This is a genomic window from Cytobacillus sp. FSL K6-0129, from assembly GCF_038007625.1.
GTDB classification, from domain to species: domain Bacteria; phylum Bacillota; class Bacilli; order Bacillales; family Cytobacillaceae; genus Cytobacillus; species Cytobacillus kochii.
Map to the genome: position 1 here is coordinate 4,760,688 of NZ_JBBOXM010000001.1, position 16,931 is coordinate 4,777,618.

The window sequence follows — 16,931 nt, forward strand, 5'->3', positions numbered from 1 at the left end:
ATAATAAAGGGGTTTGGTCCATGCATTGGTATGAAAAATTGAATCAGTATTTTCCTGTAGAAGAGATGAAGTCAAAAGAGCATATGGAAACACTTTTGAAAGAGCGACCTGATATTTATCATAAAGATGAGGGTCCAATGCATGTGTTAATGTATGTTGAACTTGAAACTTTTGTCTTTATCGACTACCTGTTTGTGTCCAAAGATTCAAGAGGACAAGGTTTAGGACATAAATTAATTGATCAATTAAAGGAAAAAGGCAAACCGATTATTTTAGAAGTTGAACCTGTTGATTATGAAGATACTGATACGGAGAAACGCTTGAAATTTTATAAAAGAGAAGGCTTTGAGCACGCTCAATCTATAGGTTACCGTCGTCGATCTCTTGCAACAAATGAAGTGAATGCAATGGAAATTTTATTCTGGGCACCTAATAATGAAACGGAAGAAATGATTTTCGATGCTATGATTAAAACATATGAATTGATTCATACTTACAAGGATACTCAATTCTATGGAGCATCATATCAACCAGTAGATGAAGTCCTTACTTTTTCTGAGAATGACAATAATAATGATCTTTTGAAAGATATTTAATCCAAAGAAATCCCGAACAACCTCAATGTTCGGGATTTCTTTTTAGGTAAAGAATGGCTCAAGATCATTTTCTTATAAAGTTTTTTTTCATTTAAAGTCGATTATTGAGAAAGTAAATGTTTATTCTTAAAAAAAAGGGGTAAATGTCTATCATAGTTATATAGGTTAAATAGTAACAGATTTCATTATTCTATAATTGAACAGTTTGTGAACAAATAAAAAAATCAATATTTCATGAAACCTTTTTTAAATGAAAACGTCTTATATTATAGATTCACTAAGGCAGAAGTTAATTGTTTAATTGGCATTTAAGTGTATGAAGAATAGAAAAATATATATCATCTGTTCCACAGATGGTGTATAATGAAGTGGAACAGCTTATTTAAATTAATTATAAATTACAACAATAGTTACAGCCTAGTGGATTATTCTCAATGAGAAAGTAAGCCTGTTCATTGAAAACGGAAACAAGTGTAACAATCAGTAAGAATAGCATAATTAAACAATTACGGCGAATAAAATATACTTTAAATTTCTAAGGAGTGTGAAATTGTAAAATGGTCACATTATACACTTCACCAAGTTGTACATCATGTAGAAAAGCAAAAGCATGGTTAGAGGCAAACGATATTGCATACAAAGAAAGAAATATTTTCTCAGAACCTTTAGCAATTGATGAAATTAAAGAAATCCTTCGTATGACAGAAGATGGAACAGATGAGATTATTTCAACACGTTCTAAAACATTCCAAAAATTGGATGTTAATCTTGAAACGATGCCTTTACAGGATTTATTTGAATTGATAAGAGATAATCCTGGATTATTAAGAAGACCGATTATCTTAGATGAGAAAAGATTACAAGTAGGTTATAATGAAGATGAAATTCGACGCTTCCTTCCTAGGAAGGTTCGTACGTATCATCTACGTGAGGCTCAAAAGTTGGTTAACTAAAACCAATCGTACTCACTTAACTTCACATTTAATCCTAAGTATGCTTAAATGAAAACGAACAAATCCTTTTATATGATTTGTTCGTTTTTTAGTTTCTTTCAAATAATTTTTGGATAAGTTTAGAAAAAAGCATTGCGCATCCATCTCCAGAGATACAGTAAAGATAGCCGAACCAAATTCTTAGTCTATACACTAGATATTTCTGATACATAATAGAAGAACCACATTTCTGCCCCATGATATTCGTACTAATCATTTTACTGTTATTCATACTCGATTATTTCCAAAGGCCATTACAGTGTTTTATCACAAATCAATAGCGAAAAAAAGCTTTTCATCAGCCTAAGCTTGTTTCTTGTAGGGGACAGGTTTTTTTGATAAAATACAAACACAATAAATATATATTGTATTAACGAATATAGGCATTCATTCGTTTTTTGCCAATTGTATTTTTGGGCATTCCCTTTACAGCATATTTATCATAAAATATAACAAAAGGTAAAACATAATAGGTATATCTGTTGTTACACATTATTTTCTCATTATTCTTGCTAGAATGATCACTAAAAGAATAATTTTCTTGAAATAGGGTAAATGGTAGTAAAGTAGTACAAATTAGGGGTTATAATCCCTTCACAAAAAGCAAGAAGGGAGAGTTGCTAAGTGGAAATCGAGAGAATTAATGAAAACACGGTGAAGTTTTATATCTCATATATTGATATTGAGGAAAGAGGCTTTGATCGTGATGAAATATGGTACAACCGAGAGAGAAGTGAAGAACTTTTTTGGGATATGATGGATGAGGTTCACACAGAAGAAGATTTTGTGATGGAAGGTCCATTGTGGATTCAAGTTCAAGCACTCGATAAAGGATTAGAAATCTTAGTAACGAAGGCGCAGTTATCTAAAGACGGACAAAAGTTAGAGCTCCCTGTTTCTGATGAAAAAATGAAGGATTTTGCTGTAGATGAAAGAGTAGAAGCAATGCTTGATCAATTACAGGAAAATGAAGAAGAGGAAGCGGAAGAAAAATTAGATTTCGTTATTGCCTTTAGAGACTTTGAGGATATCATTTCATTATCCAAGAGAGTGGAACTAGGAAATGTTCATACGCAACTGCGTTCATACAAGAATAACTATTATTTAATCGTCGAATTTCCCGAGGAACAATTCGAAGAGGATGAAATTGATAATATTCTAAGTATACTACTTGAATATGGGCATGAAACAGATACAACCATTCACGTGATTTCTGAATATGGAAAGGTAATTATCGCTGAAAATGCTTTAATTGAACTAAAAAAATACTTTTAATAAAAAAGCCGATTTGGTCTTGCCCCTGTCAAGTAGACAACATAAAAAGCTAAGCAGTGAGCGCGTGTCGATATTCAATCGGCGCGCGTTTCTTTAGTTTCTTTTGTCTTCGTTTGTAATTGTAATGGTAAATGTAATCCTCAAGAGCTTGCTCTAGTTCTTCTTCTCCCTTACACTTACTTATATACAGCTTCTCGGTTTTGAGGTGTGAAAAGAATGATTCTATACAGGCATTGTCCAGGCAGTTTCCTTTGCGAGAGTGGCTGCCTTTGATGCCATAATCCTTTAATCGGTTGCCGTATATTTTTGACGTGTACTGGAAGCCTTGATCCGAATGGAGAACGGCTCCAGCCACGTCTTTTTTCTTTGTCCATTTCTCTACCGTTTTTAACACAAGTTCCAAATCATTTCTTTGGGCTAGCTCCCAACTTACTATTTCGTTATTAAAGAGATCCTGTATGACCGATAAATAATAATATTCTTCGCCAACAGACACAAATGTGATATCCGTTACCATTTTTTGATTAGGTCCTACCGCCTTGAACTTCCTTTTCAGACGGTTAGGAAAGAGGTTAGAAGGACTATGACCATGTCGTTTTCTCTTTTTTCGGATGACTGATTGTATGTTCATTGCCGTCATCAATCGGTAGACCTTTTTGTGATTAATTAAATACCCGTTTTCATTTAATTCGTCTGTAATACGGGGTCGTCCATATTCGGGATGCATAAAATGTATGCCCAAAATGTGCTCTCGAATCTTTTGTTCATCCCTAACTTTTGCTTCGCGTTTATGATTGTTTTTTCTCCATTTGTAGTAGCTAGCCGGTTTGATATAGGCAATCTCCAACAGCCAGGAGACCGGATAGGTAACCCTTAACTCATCCACCAATTCATATTTCATTCGTCTGGGGTTTTCTCCTCCTTTACCAGATTTGGATACTGCTTTTTTAGAAATTCAACTTGTGCTTTCAAATAATCCCTTTCCTCTTCAACCGACTTAAATTTAGTCCTAGGCCTGCCTTTTAAAGGATTAGAAACTCCTTTACGCTCATCAAACGGGGCTCCTTCTTTCCATTTCTTAACCCACACTTTAAGCTGGCTGCAGTGACGGATTCCCAGTTCCTCTGCCAATGCTTTATAACTTTTAGACCCATTCACATATTTCATGACGGCATTATGTTTAAACTCTTCCGAATAACTATTAAAAGTTTGTCCTTTCTTTGCCATAGAAAAATCCCCTCCAAGGTAGCATTCTTTCCTTCATGGTAACATGAAGGTTTTTTTGAATGTCTACTTAAAGGGGACATTAACAATTTCTTTAAGAAGTCGGTCTTTTCTTTTTATGCAGGAATAAAGAATGATAGGGGAGAAGATAGAATGTATAGAAAGGATGTGAACCTACATGTTAAAGGCAATAACGAATGATGGCAAACTTATTAATGCCCAAGATGTTCAATACGGTAAATATAAGGAAGAGTCTTTTTACTGTCCAGAGTGTAAGGATGTTGTCATTTTAAAGAATGGCATCTTTAAAAAGTCTCACTTTGCTCATAAACCGCATAGTCAATGCTTTGAATCATATGAAAAAGAGTCAGAAGTCCACTTAAAAGGTAAATTATTGTTATACGATATATTAAGAAAATACTATAAAAATGTTGAGGTTGAAAAATATTTCGCTAACATCCATCAAAGGGCGGATCTCAGCTTTGAACATAACGGACTTGTTTATGCCATTGAGTTTCAATGTTCAATAATTCCTACAAAAATAGTTTATAAGCGTACAAATGGCTATATAAAGTCAGGAATAAAACCACTGTGGATATTATCCCACCAACAGCTCCATACTATAGGAAATCATTTATTTTCTTTAACCGCTTTTCATTACTCTTTTCTTCAGCAAACTTCCGCTAATAAATTTATTATCCCTATTTTAAACGTTGATACAGAAAATTTGTATATACTCTCTCATCTCCTACCAATTTCTACGAAAAAGTCTTTTGCCCATCTAGATCTAAAGCCACTTCGCTCGAATAATTTGTACGAATTATTGAATCTAAGAATTAATAGAATGAGAATGGGCTTTTCTTCTTGGTTGCAAGAAAGGGAGAATATAAAAAGGTATGGAAGCTTTAAATATAGCTCATTTTCTAAACGATTTAAAGATGAAATCTACCGTTGCGGGCTTCATATGGGAAATCTACCAGATTTTTGTGGTCTTCCTGTAAGGGGGAGTGCTAAGCTGAGTACTTCGCCAATTCAGTGGCAAACATATATTTTTATAGATATATTACGCCATGAAAAGTTATTTTCTATAGAAGATGCATATGATTCCATGCAATGCCGCTTGGAGAGAAAAGATATTCGTATACGTGTGGAGGTACCCATAGATCTTAAAGAAGTAATCGATGCTTATTTACATCTTTTATACACTATAAAAATAATTGAGAAAATCGACTGTACCAAATTTCAAATCAGGTCTTCTGATATGAAAAATAAGAAAATAAGTAAGGCAGAAGGGGAAATAATTATGAAAATGGCATTAAGTTGATATTGAAGTATTTTAAATCAATTGGTGAAACATAATACTGAACAATTACTTTCATTTGATGTAAGATAGTAACAGATAGTAATTTTTAACATAATGAATGTAGGAGGAAAACAATATGGCTAACGATTCTACAGTTAAGAAACTACCAACAAGAAACGAGGTACCAGTTGAAGAAACTTGGCGTCTTGAAGATATTTTTTCAAGTGACGATGAATGGAATAAAGAATTTAATGAAGTAAAAGAGTTATCTAAAGAAGCAGGCAAGTTTAAAGGGATGTTGCATGAAGGTGCAGAGGTTCTTTATGATGTTTTACAATATCAAGATCACTTACTTTCTCGTATTGTGAAGCTCTTTACATATGCAAGAATGAGATATGATCAAGATACAACAAATGCAACGTATCAAAGTTTAGATGATAAAATCAAAGGGCTGTATTCAGTGGTTGCTAGTGAACTTGCTTTCATAGTGCCAGAAATTCTTGCCATTGATGAAGATCAATTAGCACAGTATATAGCCGAGAAAGAAGAATTAAAAATGTATGAACATGCACTTGAAGAAATCAATCTTCAACGTCCTCATGTACTTACAGCGGAAAAAGAAGCCTTACTTGCACAAGCATCAGAAGTAATGGATGCATCAAGTAATACTTTTGGAATGTTAAATAATGCTGATTTAACATTCCCATCGATTAAAAACGAAGAGGGAGAAGAGGTTGAAGTGACACACGGTCGATTTATCAACTTCCTAGAGAGTGATGATCAGCGTGTACGTCGAGATGCTTTTCGTGCGATGTATACAACCTATGGACAGTTTCGTAATACATTCGCTAGTACGTTAAGTGGAAATGTGAAAAGAAATAATTTCAATGCAAAGGTACGAAACTATCAATCAGCTCGACATGCCGCTTTATCAGCGAATAATATACCAGAATCTGTTTATGATCAATTAGTAAGCACGATTAATGATCATCTTCATTTGCTTCATCGATATGTGAAACTAAGGAAAAAAGTTTTGCAATTAGATGAATTGCACATGTATGATCTCTACACACCTTTAGTAAAGGATGTAAAAATGGCGATTACTTATGATGAAGCCAAAAAGCTAATGATTGAAGGCTTAGCTCCTTTAGGTGAGGAATATCGCAGTATTTTGGAAGAGGGTCTACAGAATCGCTGGGTGGATGTTTGGGAGAATAAAGGGAAGAGAAGTGGTGCCTATTCTTCTGGTGCTTATGGTACGAATCCTTATATCCTCCTTAATTGGCAAGATAATATCAATAACCTCTTCACATTAACACATGAATTTGGTCATTCTGTTCATAGTTATTACACACGTAAGTCGCAACCATATGCTTATGGTGATTATTCCATTTTTGTGGCTGAAGTAGCATCAACTTGTAATGAGGCGTTATTAAATGATCATTTATTAAAAACGATTGATGATGATAAAAAACGTTTATTCTTACTCAATCATTTCTTAGAAGGGTTTAGAGGAACAGTATTCCGTCAAACGATGTTTGCAGAATTTGAGCATGAGATTCACCAAATGGCTCAAAATAATGAAGCTTTAACAGCAGATGCACTTACTGAAAAGTATTATGAACTGAACAAGAAATACTTTGGTGGTGAGGATATCATTATTGATGAGGAAATTGGATTAGAATGGTCAAGAATCCCTCACTTCTATTACGATTATTATGTATACCAATATGCTACCGGTTATAGTGCTGCAACGGCTTTAAGTGAGCAAATTTTAACAGAAGGAAAACCGGCAGTTGATCGCTTTATTGGTTTCCTTAAAGCAGGTAGTTCTGATTACCCGATAGAAGTGCTTAAAAAAGCGGGTGTGGATATGACAAGTTCAGAACCGATTAAGGCAGCATGTAAAGTGTTTGAAGAAAAGTTAAATGAGATGGAACAATTGTTAACGATTTAATATTTTTATCTAGCAGCCTTTATCAAATGATTTAGGCTGCTAACTTTAAAGTAAACAAAAAGTAATGAAAAAAGACAAGATGTTTTCTAATAATAATGGCAGTTCACTATGAGTAGTAGAGAATTTGACAATAATGTGAAATGGTACACAAACTATTGCGAGCTTAAAAAAGCCATGGTATATTTGTATTGTGAAGTTAATCACAAACAAACAATTTACCCCTTTGTTTGATCGTGAAAAATTTCTCCCATCCCCTTTGTTAAATATATTTACATGAAAAACCCTACGCCTCATGAGAGAGTGTAGGGTTTTTTACTATGTGGATTGAAGGTTGATTGACTTATGTTTTTAAGAAAAATAAATATGACATACCATCCATAAACTGATTCTCCACTTGATTGGGTCTTACAAACCATTTTGACTAAGAAACAGGCATTGCAATTAATGATAAACAGCATTAGATAGAAGTTTCGTTTCACTTACAAGAGAAGCCAATGGTGTGAACAATAGAAGAGAAAACTAATTTTGTCATGTTAGGCGATTAACAGGGAGTGTGAGCATGAATAGGGGAGACGCTTCATACTGTAATGGTGAGGTTTTTCCTTTTAGTCCGCCCTTTACCACGGCATAAAAAAGACTGATGATAAGTATCATCAGTCTAGTGATTTCCAAAAAGATCCGTGCTTTGCAGGTACTTGCTCGACCACTTGCTTCAGTTGAAGTTTTTTCATTTCTTTATTTACTTCTTGCTCCGTCATATTATAAACGACTGCTATTTCTGAAGTTGCGACAAGTTTATAATGTTTAATAAACAGCTCTATGTCAGGTAATGGAGAAGGTTCGAGTCTATATGGAACCATTTCCTTTAGTATTTGCTCATACACATCAAAGCTGTACTGCCCTGTAACTTTTATGCCTTCATCTTCAATGTTTTCATTGAAGAACACCATCGTTGGAATTTCTTCTACATCCATCTCAGCTGTAATCTTTACATCACATTGAAATGCTTTTGCAGCACTTTCTGAATGTATATCGGTTACAAATTCAACTACGTCTAAGCCAATTTGGCTGGCGCATTCTTTTAATACATCAAAGTCTGATACGTTTTTCTTTTCGAGAAACAACTTCTCTTGAAGTTTTCTCAAAAAACGAATGCCGGCTTTTCTGCCCTGTAGTTCGGCTGCCTTAATGGCAATGGAGGCTAACTGAGGGGATAATACCGGATTTTCGTACCAAACAGAGCCGTCACATGACATCCCTGATCGACTAGCGGTTTTCTCCCATTGTTCAACTAATTGGTCGTAGTTTTGTCTTTTGCCTCTATTTAAAGCATTGAGCTTCCCACTTATTACATGCTTGAGAGAAAAATACCGACCATATTCTACAGACAGTTTTTTAATTATCGGCTCTAAACTCCAACATTCTGGGCATAGCGGATCAATAAACATATAGATTTCTAACGGCTTATTTTCACTACCATGACAATGTGGTGAGACAGATTTACTTTCAAATTCTTCATGATTCATTTGTCATCACCCTCTAATTCATCTTTTTCAGGTGTATTTACCATATGTTGTGCTGTGAGAGTCAGTCTCTCGAGAAATCCTTCTTTCAAGCGTGTATCCAATTCGACTTCATTCATTGCATCCTCCATACAAGAGAGCCATGCCTTCGCACGTGTCATTGTGATGGCAAAAGGTAGGTGCCGTGCTCTCAGCATCGGGTGACCGTGTTCTGAGGTATATAATGGCGGGCCGCCTAAAAATTGTGTCAGAAACTGCTTTTGTTTTCTAATTGTTTCAGTTAGATCGTCAGGAAAGATTGGGACGAGCTCAGGATGTTGTCCAACCCGTTTATAAAATGCTTCAACAAGTAGGTGAAGTTTTTCCTCACCTAACGCGTCGAACGGAGTATTGATATTCTCGACCATTGTGATAGAACCCCTTTAAACAAAAGTATGTTAATAAAAGCGATGATTATTTCATCAGCTAGACATAATTCCTTCATGTTTTGATATTATTTTATCAATGTAACGGCTATATCTCAAACAAATAGCTTTGTGCCACGAATTAATATTCAGTATGCAGGTATTTTCAGTTCTATTATATGGGGCAGATCTCTTGGAAAACAAGTACGGAGGATGATTCTCGAGGTTGGATTTCTAAAACAAAAAAGTAGTGACCCAAAAATGAAGTCACTACGATACTTAGACAAATTGTTTTTGGTTTAGTAAATTCTCTGTCACCTTTTGAACATAGTTTTGTGTTTCTTTAAAGGGTGGAATGCCATTATACTTATCAACATTACCAGGACCAGCATTATATGCTGCTAAAGCAAGTTCGGTATTATTCCCATAACGATCAAGCATTTGTCTTAAATATTTTGTTCCTGCCATAACATTTTGGGTGGCATCAAATCTATCATTCACACCAAGCCACTTAGCTGTTTCGGGCATTAATTGCATCAAACCACTTGCACCTGCTGAACTAACTGCATTCGGATTAAAGTTGGACTCTTGTTGAATAACAGCAGTAATTAATTCAGTTGGTACGTTATAGGCGGATGCAGCTTGATGAATGATATTTTGAATTGATTGATCACTATTCTCTCCTTTAAACTTCGTAAGCTGTACAGGAGGAAGAGAAACAGGAGAAGAGGTGAGCATTGGTTCGGCTATCGTTTGAACTGCTCCTATCTCCTGTGAGAAATCAGCAGAAGAATCATTCATTCTTGCTGTAATTGAATTTGATAATAATTGTGAAAAATCAGTTGTATTGCTGTTTTGCGTTGTATTTGGAAGAAAGGTTTGTAAGCTTTGCATTTGCATTAATAGTTTAAGCTGATCAATATTCATTATGACTCTCCTCATATGTCCTTGTTAATCATCTATTCTTCTTTTCTGAACTTCCCGAAATAATCTTTTCACTTTGTTCTCTGTTTTTCTTATCGGTATATTCATCTCTTTTAATAGTTTTTTAAAGGAATTTAAGCCATTTTCCCTATTCAAAACCTCATATTCTAATTCAAAGTCCACCTTATTTAAATATTCACTATTATCTAGGACGATTAAACCGTCCGCATTATTTTTTTCTGCACGGCTTGTTAATAAAGAACCAAATAACTTAAACGTCTCCTCAGGGAAATGGAGGTCACTTTTAAGTGAAGCTAAATATTGCTTATCAATGTACCCTTGTTTGATGATATGCTTTGCTTCTTCCGGTTGAAGATCATGGTTATTTTCTAATAAGCCATCTGGGTGAGGTTGCTTTAATGTGAGTTCGAATTGATTATTTTTTTCTCTAATTCGAAGCGCACATCCTTCGTTTTTTAAAAAGAAAGTTGGCGTATCAAAATAATAGTTGATTTGAGTGAAGAAATCTTTGTCTTCTATATGAAGATGCTTTCTTAATTGAGCAAATTCCTGTTCTGTAAGCATATTTTTAAATTCAATTTCTATATTTTGTGACATGATTAATCCTTCCTATTCTCTCGACTACATGTATAATCAAATGAGAGATACATGATTTCTTAATACTTATCATTATTATGGCGCTGTATCGCATAATCTGCAATGTTCTTTGAGATTTTTTCCCCTTCTATGGTAAAATGTAAGAGTTTGGAGGTAGATGAAATGAATAAAAAAGTAGAAGTACAAAGTGCGTTATGGAATGATGAAGGAAAGGAATTATTATTAGAAATTGACTCTACTTTATCTGTGAATGATTTCGAGCCAAGAGAACAGATGCTAGTAGATTCCGACCATTTATCATTTATATACATAACAGAAAAAAATGATGATTATACATATATCATGTTACATGAATCATTATGGCAACAATTAAAGCAAGCATTGGTTTTTAATGGTGAAGTGTATTTGCATGATGGAAAAGAAAAGCTTAAATTACCTTTATTTCAAGAGGAATTACAATATCTTATTGAAAATATACGGGGTAACAGTAATTATGGAGATGAAATGGTTGAGAAAGTCGAGGCTATGTTTGAGTAACTTCTCTACTAATGAAGAGTAAATCATGTACCTAAGTTTCTTTCGTCGCTTTATTGCAAAAATTTCTAACTAAATCAAGTTAGAGAAATGAACTTACATAAGGGTGGTGCATGTATGAAGCATTGGGATCAATTTTTAGGGCCATATAAACAAGCTGTAGAAGAGTTAAAAGTGAAACTAAAAGGGATGAGAAGTCAGTTTGATTTCGTCCCAGAGCACTCTCCTATAGAATTTGTGACCGGCAGGGTAAAACCTATAGCTAGTATATTAGATAAAGCCAACCAAAAAGGAATTCCACTTAATAGGTTGGATGTAGAAATGCAAGACATAGCAGGTATGAGAATGATGTGTCAATTTGTTGATGATATAATGAAGGTAGTAGAATTGTTACGTATGAGAAATGACTTTGAAGTGGTGGAAGAAAGAGATTATATTTCTCATGAAAAAGCAAGTGGGTACCGCTCTTATCATGTAGTTATCGCTTACCCTGTACAAACTATCCATGGGGAGAAAAAGATATTAGCGGAAATTCAAATTAGAACGTTAGCGATGAATTTTTGGGCCACGGTTGAGCATTCATTAAATTATAAATATAAAGGCCAATTTCCATCTGATATTCAAATGAGATTACAAAGAGCAGCTGAAGCAGCATTTAGATTAGATGAAGAAATGTCATCGATTCGAGGAGAAATTCAAGATGCACAAGCATTTTTTTCACAAAATAAAGAAAAGCAGCAAAAGAATAAGTCATAGAATGAAAAATAAGAGGAGCTACTAAACAATGAGATTTGCGATTACGTCTAAAGGTGATACGAAATCGAATACATTGATGCATAAGATGAGATCGTACTTACTTGATTTTGATCTAGTATATGATGAAGAACAACCAGATATAGTCATTTCTGTTGGTGGCGATGGAACTTTGTTGTACGCATTTCACAGATATAGCAGCCGCCTTGATAAAACAGCATTCGTTGGTGTTCATACGGGCCACTTAGGATTTTATGCTGATTGGGTACCTGATGAAATTGAAAAGCTTGTAATCGCAATAGCAAAAACTCCTTTCCAAGTGGTGGAATACCCTCTTCTTGAAGTCATTGTCCGCTATTTGAATGGGGGCAAAGAAACAAGGTATTTGGCTTTGAACGAGTCTACAGTTAAAGCTGTGAATGGTACATTTGTGATGGATGTAGAGATTCGAGGTCAGCATTTTGAAAGATTTAGAGGAGACGGTTTATGTTTATCCACGCCTTCAGGGAGTACGGCTTATAATAAGGCGTTAGGTGGTGCGATATTACATCCGTCATTACCTGCTATTCAATTAGCTGAAATGGCATCGATTAATAATAAAGTGTTTAGAACAGTCGGTTCACCTTTAGTTTTACCAGCACACCATGCTTGCCTTTTAAAGCCTGTGAATGAACCGGATTTTAAGATTACAATCGATCATTTATCGCTTTTGCATAAAGATGTAAAATCAATTCAATACCGTGTAGCCGATGAAAAAATTCGCTTTGCTAGATTCAGACCATTTCCATTTTGGAAAAGAGTACATGATTCATTTGTTGCTGATTAACTGAGTGACTTTGGGTAAAATGGATGCTAGTTGAATGGAAATCCGAACAAGTTATTCTAATTCTGTCAAAGGGTTTGAATATGTTCGGATTTTTCTTTCCTGTAAATGCAAAATGTATAAGTTCAGTAATCCACAAGCAAAAATAGAAAAAGTCACTATGACCAAGCATCCAAGCGTTTGACAAAAGAGAATGGCAATATAATAAAATTGTTCGCACACTTAACTCTGATATTTTCTAAAGGAGCATGATATTGAAGCTTTGAGTTGCTGTCCACAGCAATATTCCTAAGGTAGGCTGGAAAAATAAGCTTCATTTCACTCGTATCCCAATGCTTCTTAAAGAACTGTCTTTGTTTGCATTTACTTCGTTTATAAGGAGATAAAAGAATGTTTACTTTACAATGGCAAATTGATTCACTTGATACACCAGTTAATATCAAATCATTCCTATCACAGCAAAATATTTCTAAAACCGCTTTGACAGATATAAAGTTTGCTGGAGGTTTTATAAAAGTGAATGGAGTAGAACAAAATGTGCGGTATATGATTAATAACGGCGATGTATTAGAGGTTGGCTTTCCACTTGAGAAAAGAAGTGAAGGTTTGCAACCTGAAAATATTCCTCTCTCCATTCTTTACGAAGACGATGCAGTATTAATCGTTGTGAAGCCAGCAGGTATGAGCACTATTCCATCGCGAGAACATCCAGGTGGGAGTTTAGCGAATGCCTTATTAGGTTATTATATCAACCAAGGAATAGAGTCCACTATTCATATTGTTACAAGACTGGACAGAGAGACGTCAGGTTTAGTATTAATTGCCAAGCACCGTCATGTTCATCATCTTTTAAGTCGTCAGCAGCAAAATAATGGTGTTCAAAGAAAATATAAAGCTTTTGTTTGTGGGTTAATGGCAACAAAGGAAGGGTGGATTGAGGAGCCAATTGGCAGAAAACCTGATAGCATTATCGAAAGAATGGTTAGCCCGAATGGTAAACATGCAGCGACGTATTTTAAACAACTATCTCAGCAAAAAGAAAGACAATTCACTGAATTAGAATTGTCTTTAAAAACGGGCAGAACCCATCAAATACGAGTGCACCTATCTCATATCGGCTTTCCTTTAGTAGGAGATAATTTATATGGGGGTTCGACCAAATTGCTGCAACGTCAAGCCTTGCATTGTTTTTCCCTATCTTTTACCCATCCTATATCGATGGAAGTCCTTAACTTTTCAATTCCTTATCCTGAAGATATGCAAGCATTACTAAGTTAATCAAAGCGAGCAAATTTACCCTCCTGGAAGGGAAGCGAAGAGGAAACAGATACAGTCTGTAATTCAGGGTATTTAAGAGCCGTTAATTTATTGCCAAAAACTGCGCCAGTATCAATATTATATGTTTGATTGATTTTGCGCACTTCTCTCACAGGTGTATGGCCGTAAACAATTAATGTTTGTCCAGCATAATTTTGTGCCCAATCTCTTCTAATAGGAGATCCATCAGGATGGTTCTCTCCTGTAATATCACCATAAAGAGCAAATGTTTTTGCTTTTTTATCTTTTTTACCAATCCACTCTTCCTTCATTCCTGCATGTACTAATAATAGTCTTCCTTCGTCTAGTAAATAATAAAGAGGAGATTGTTCGTATAACTCGATAAACTTACGAAGTATATCTTTTCTTTCTTGTTTATTTAAGCTTTGTAATTCTTCTACTGTCGTTTCTAAACCGTGAGTAGTCTTTACAGGATTTCCTAGTGCATAGCGGTATAATTTATTGCAGTGATTGCCAGGAACATAATAAGCTCGATTCTTTTTTATTAATTGATATACGGTTTGAATGACTTTTAATGATTGTGGACCACGATCAGTTAAATCACCGATAAATGCGAGCTGCCTATCGTGTTTTAAAGGAATGCCTGAATGCCAGTCATAGCCTAGCTGAACGGTTAGATCCTTAAACTCTTTATAACAACCATGAATATCCCCAATTATATCTAGTTTCATTTACAGTCCCTCACTTTTAAAGTAGTTTGAATCGTTTAGATATGAAAGTTATAGAATTCTTATCGTTTGCATTTTTATTTTTCATATGTTTAGATTTTATTTCGACTAATTTTATTAAAAAGGAGTGATATAGAATGGAACATGGAAATTCAGTCGCCTCACTTGTAATTGTTATCGTGATAGCTTTCTTAGTACCGATTATACTACATCGTCTAAAAATCAACTTTATCCCAGTTGTAGTAGCAGAAATTCTAGCAGGATTAATTATTGGGAAAAGTGGATTTAATATAGTACAAGAGGATATGTGGCTTGAAACATTATCGACATTAGGTTTTATCTTCTTAATGTTTCTAAGTGGGCTTGAAATAGATTTTTCCGCATTTTCATCGAAAAAGAAAAAGCACCGATTGGAAAATGGCAAACCTGAACCAAATGCATTTCTCACTGCGAGCATCATTTTCGCCGGTATTTTTATCGTGTCATTAGTTTTATCATATGTATTTGTTTTAGTAGGCTTTATCGATAATGTGTTTCTAATGACGTTAATTATATCAACGATCTCACTTGGCGTTGTTGTTCCTACCTTAAAAGAAGGAAACATCATGAATACTAATATCGGGCAAATCATCTTGCTTGTAGCGGTCATTGCCGATTTAGCAACGATGATTCTACTCGCCGTATTTGTTTCAGTAAATGATGGCGGAGAAGGGAATACATGGTTATTATTACTACTATTTGTTGTTGGCGTGATCTTATACTTTGTAGGAAGAAGATATAAAAATAATAACTTCATACAGTCGCTATCAACTGGAACAATTCAAATTGGCACGAGGGCTGTTTTTGCACTCATTATTTTCTTAGTAGCTGTTTCAGAATCTGTTGGAGCAGAGAATATCTTAGGAGCATTTTTAGCAGGTGTACTTGTCTCATTATTGGCACCAAACCAAGAACTTGTTCATAAATTAGATTCGTTTGGATACGGCTTTTTAATACCAATTTTCTTTGTAATGGTAGGTGTTGATTTAGATATTTGGTCACTTTTCGCTGAGCCAATGTTATTAGTGTTTATTCCATTATTATTATTGGCATTGCTCATATCTAAATTAATCCCGGTTTTTTATATGAAGAAATGGTATGATATGAAAACTGTTGTCGCGTCAGGATTTATTTTAACTTCGACGCTTTCTTTAGTCATTGCAGCTGCGACCATTGGTCAAAGAATGGGTATGATCTCTGAAGAAATGGGGGGGATGCTAATATTGGTAGCTGTTATCAGTAGCATCTTTACACCTATTGTCTTTAAGAAATTATTTCCAAAAGAAACGGTCAAAGAGAAGAAGATTAAAGTATCCTTCATTGGTGCGAACCAGATTACAATGCCGTTATCCAATGAATTAGCTTCAGATATGTATGAAACGAGTGTTTATCATACAGCTCAGCAAAAAGAGGAACCATTTATTACACCAGCCTTCGAGTTGAATGAACTTCCTGCTTTTTCAATGGAAGCAATAAAAGAAACAGAAATATTGCAAGCTGATGTTGTTGTGATTACAACTGGAGATGAGGATATTAACCTTGAACTGGCAGAAGCACTGAATGAATCAGGAATTGATCGTGTCATTTGTCGTTTAGAAAACCCCATTCTTGAAGATAAGGCAATAGCTGCTGGTATTGAATCATTTTCAAGTATGTTGTCAACGAAAACTTTATTACGAGCGTTGATCGCTTCTCCGAGTGTAGTGGAGATATTTGAAAATCAAGAAACGACCTTATATGACGTGAAATTACGAAATTCTAAATTTGATGGAATGACAATCAGACGATTTCCTTTTGCCGGTGATGTTATATTTGTTCGTATCTTAAGGGGGCAAGAAACAATTATTCCCCACGGTGATACAGAGCTTTTATTAAACGATCGCTTAATCGTCACCGGTTCTCGGGAATATGTGGAAGAATTGAAGTGGGAATTAGAGCTTCACTAATTATTTCTAGGTAC

At 34.9% G+C, this 16,931-nt stretch carries 17 protein-coding genes; 10 read left to right on the plus strand and 7 right to left on the minus strand.

Going from position 1 to position 16,931, the window contains the following annotated elements; all coding sequences use genetic code 11:
- Positions 1–20 precede the first annotated feature (20 nt).
- The 3 genes from MHI57_RS23990 (at position 21) to mecA (ending at position 2,863) form a co-directional block, all read left to right on the plus strand.
- Positions 21–596, plus strand: a complete 576-nt coding sequence (locus MHI57_RS23990; protein ID WP_095369796.1) for a GNAT family N-acetyltransferase — start codon at positions 21–23, stop codon at positions 594–596.
- A 557-nt stretch (positions 597–1,153) separates the two neighbouring features.
- Positions 1,154–1,549, plus strand: coding sequence for a transcriptional regulator SpxA (gene spxA / locus MHI57_RS23995; RefSeq protein ID WP_095369795.1), 396 nt, complete (start codon positions 1,154–1,156; stop codon positions 1,547–1,549).
- Positions 1,550–2,212: 663 nt separating this feature from the next.
- On the plus strand, positions 2,213–2,863 hold the full coding sequence (gene mecA, locus MHI57_RS24000) for an adaptor protein MecA (protein ID WP_095369794.1): 651 nt from the start codon (positions 2,213–2,215) through the stop codon (positions 2,861–2,863).
- Positions 2,864–2,912: 49 nt separating this feature from the next.
- Here the strand turns inward: mecA and MHI57_RS24005 are convergent, their stop codons facing one another.
- Together MHI57_RS24005 and MHI57_RS25115 are read right to left on the minus strand one after the other, a co-directional pair.
- On the minus strand, positions 2,913–3,764 hold the full coding sequence (locus MHI57_RS24005; RefSeq protein ID WP_328200406.1) for an IS3 family transposase: 852 nt from the start codon (positions 3,762–3,764) through the stop codon (positions 2,913–2,915).
- Positions 3,761–4,090, minus strand: coding sequence for a transposase (locus MHI57_RS25115; protein ID WP_251161713.1), 330 nt, complete (start codon positions 4,088–4,090; stop codon positions 3,761–3,763). The genes MHI57_RS24005 and MHI57_RS25115 overlap by 4 nt, the downstream gene beginning before the upstream one ends.
- 175 nt (positions 4,091–4,265) lie before the next feature.
- Here MHI57_RS25115 and MHI57_RS24010 point away from each other — a divergent pair, with 175 nt between their 5' ends.
- Both MHI57_RS24010 and pepF read left to right on the plus strand, forming a co-directional pair.
- A complete protein-coding gene (locus MHI57_RS24010; RefSeq protein WP_340978474.1) occupies positions 4,266–5,411 on the plus strand; it encodes a competence protein CoiA in 1,146 nt (381 codons plus the stop codon).
- A 115-nt stretch (positions 5,412–5,526) separates the two neighbouring features.
- Complete coding sequence (gene pepF, locus MHI57_RS24015) at positions 5,527–7,347, plus strand: oligoendopeptidase F (RefSeq protein ID WP_340978477.1); 1,821 nt, start codon at positions 5,527–5,529, stop codon at positions 7,345–7,347.
- Positions 7,348–8,000: 653 nt separating this feature from the next.
- On the opposite strand, the gene MHI57_RS24020 is transcribed toward pepF, so the two are convergent.
- The 4 genes from MHI57_RS24020 to MHI57_RS24035 form a co-directional block, all read right to left on the minus strand.
- Positions 8,001–8,873 (minus strand): ClpXP adapter SpxH family protein, encoded by an 873-nt coding sequence (locus tag MHI57_RS24020; RefSeq protein ID WP_095369791.1) that lies wholly within the window; start codon positions 8,871–8,873, stop codon positions 8,001–8,003.
- Positions 8,870–9,277, minus strand: a complete 408-nt coding sequence (locus MHI57_RS24025) for a globin domain-containing protein (RefSeq protein ID WP_095369790.1) — start codon at positions 9,275–9,277, stop codon at positions 8,870–8,872. The genes MHI57_RS24020 and MHI57_RS24025 overlap by 4 nt, the downstream gene beginning before the upstream one ends.
- Positions 9,278–9,553: 276 nt before the next feature.
- Positions 9,554–10,201 carry a lytic transglycosylase domain-containing protein gene (locus tag MHI57_RS24030; protein WP_340978482.1) on the minus strand — a complete coding sequence of 216 codons (648 nt, stop codon included), beginning with the start codon at positions 10,199–10,201 and terminating at the stop codon, positions 9,554–9,556.
- A 24-nt stretch (positions 10,202–10,225) separates the two neighbouring features.
- Positions 10,226–10,816, minus strand: coding sequence for a CYTH domain-containing protein (locus MHI57_RS24035; protein WP_340978484.1), 591 nt, complete (start codon positions 10,814–10,816; stop codon positions 10,226–10,228).
- A 162-nt stretch (positions 10,817–10,978) separates the two neighbouring features.
- Between MHI57_RS24035 and MHI57_RS24040 the strand changes: the two genes are divergently transcribed.
- The 4 genes from MHI57_RS24040 to MHI57_RS24055 all read left to right on the plus strand — a co-directional run bounded on the left by MHI57_RS24040 (position 10,979) and on the right by MHI57_RS24055 (position 14,204).
- Complete coding sequence (locus MHI57_RS24040) at positions 10,979–11,353, plus strand: UPF0738 family protein (protein WP_095369787.1); 375 nt, start codon at positions 10,979–10,981, stop codon at positions 11,351–11,353.
- A gap of 114 nt (positions 11,354–11,467) precedes the next feature.
- Positions 11,468–12,106: a GTP pyrophosphokinase gene (locus MHI57_RS24045; RefSeq protein WP_095369786.1), complete on the plus strand. Its 639-nt coding sequence runs from the start codon at positions 11,468–11,470 to the stop codon at positions 12,104–12,106.
- 28 nt (positions 12,107–12,134) lie between these two features.
- Positions 12,135–12,929, plus strand: coding sequence for an NAD kinase (locus MHI57_RS24050; protein WP_095369785.1), 795 nt, complete (start codon positions 12,135–12,137; stop codon positions 12,927–12,929).
- A gap of 387 nt (positions 12,930–13,316) precedes the next feature.
- Positions 13,317–14,204, plus strand: coding sequence for an RluA family pseudouridine synthase (locus MHI57_RS24055; RefSeq protein ID WP_340978489.1), 888 nt, complete (start codon positions 13,317–13,319; stop codon positions 14,202–14,204).
- Here MHI57_RS24055 and prpE read toward each other — a convergent pair.
- Positions 14,201–14,935, minus strand: coding sequence for a bis(5'-nucleosyl)-tetraphosphatase PrpE (gene prpE, locus MHI57_RS24060; protein ID WP_095369783.1), 735 nt, complete (start codon positions 14,933–14,935; stop codon positions 14,201–14,203). The genes MHI57_RS24055 and prpE overlap by 4 nt on opposite strands.
- Positions 14,936–15,069: 134 nt before the next feature.
- On the opposite strand from prpE, the gene MHI57_RS24065 reads away from it, so the two are divergent.
- Positions 15,070–16,917 carry a monovalent cation:proton antiporter family protein gene (locus tag MHI57_RS24065; RefSeq protein ID WP_340978491.1) on the plus strand — a complete coding sequence of 616 codons (1,848 nt, stop codon included), beginning with the start codon at positions 15,070–15,072 and terminating at the stop codon, positions 16,915–16,917.
- The last annotated feature ends 14 nt before the right edge of the window (positions 16,918–16,931 follow it).